Annotated in this window: 2 protein-coding genes; both read right to left on the bottom strand. The window is 54.2% G+C overall.

The features are described from left to right. A partial coding sequence (locus tag ACTHTU_RS11410; RefSeq protein WP_440362613.1) for an SDR family NAD(P)-dependent oxidoreductase occupies positions 1-116 on the bottom strand: 116 nt, incomplete at its 3' end. 30 nt (positions 117-146) lie between these two features. Continuing rightward, the coding region (locus ACTHTU_RS11405; protein ID WP_440362612.1) for a TOBE domain-containing protein at positions 147-430 on the bottom strand (284 nt) is incomplete at its 5' end.

The following is a 430-nucleotide window of genomic DNA, read 5'->3' as shown; positions in this document are numbered from 1 at the left end:
ATATTAATATCGGCAATAATAACCCTCGCGCCCTCGCGCGCATAGGCTTCAGCGAAGCCAAGTCCGATACCGCGCGCAGCACCAGTGATGAGGGCCACCTTGTCTTTAAGTCGCATGGGGATACTCCGGGATATTGCAGCCTGCACTCACAGGTGCGTTTTCTTTTCCGTCAGCAATAATGGATGCCGTTCAAAGCGCTCCAAAGCCTTGCCATCGGGTGTAAACAAATGCGCGTCGGTCGGGTCAAAACCCAGTTTCGTCGTTTCGTGTGCACGTGCTGCGCTGCCACCGCCCGCCTCCGCAACAATCAGTCCGGTTGTGCTTTCATTTTGCACATAGAGATAGGTCTCACCACCAAGGCACTCGACAACCATGATCTCACCTTCGAGGATACCATCCGCTGCCGGATGAAGATGTTCCGGACGAATAC

Origin of the sequence: Neisseria sp. P0020.S005 (assembly GCF_051957055.1) — a bacterium.
In the GTDB taxonomy this organism is placed as follows: Bacteria; Pseudomonadota; Gammaproteobacteria; order Burkholderiales; family Neisseriaceae; genus Neisseria; species Neisseria subflava_A.
The sequence above is the reverse complement of the archived record's forward strand: the minus strand, read 5'-3'. Positions and strand labels throughout refer to the sequence as shown.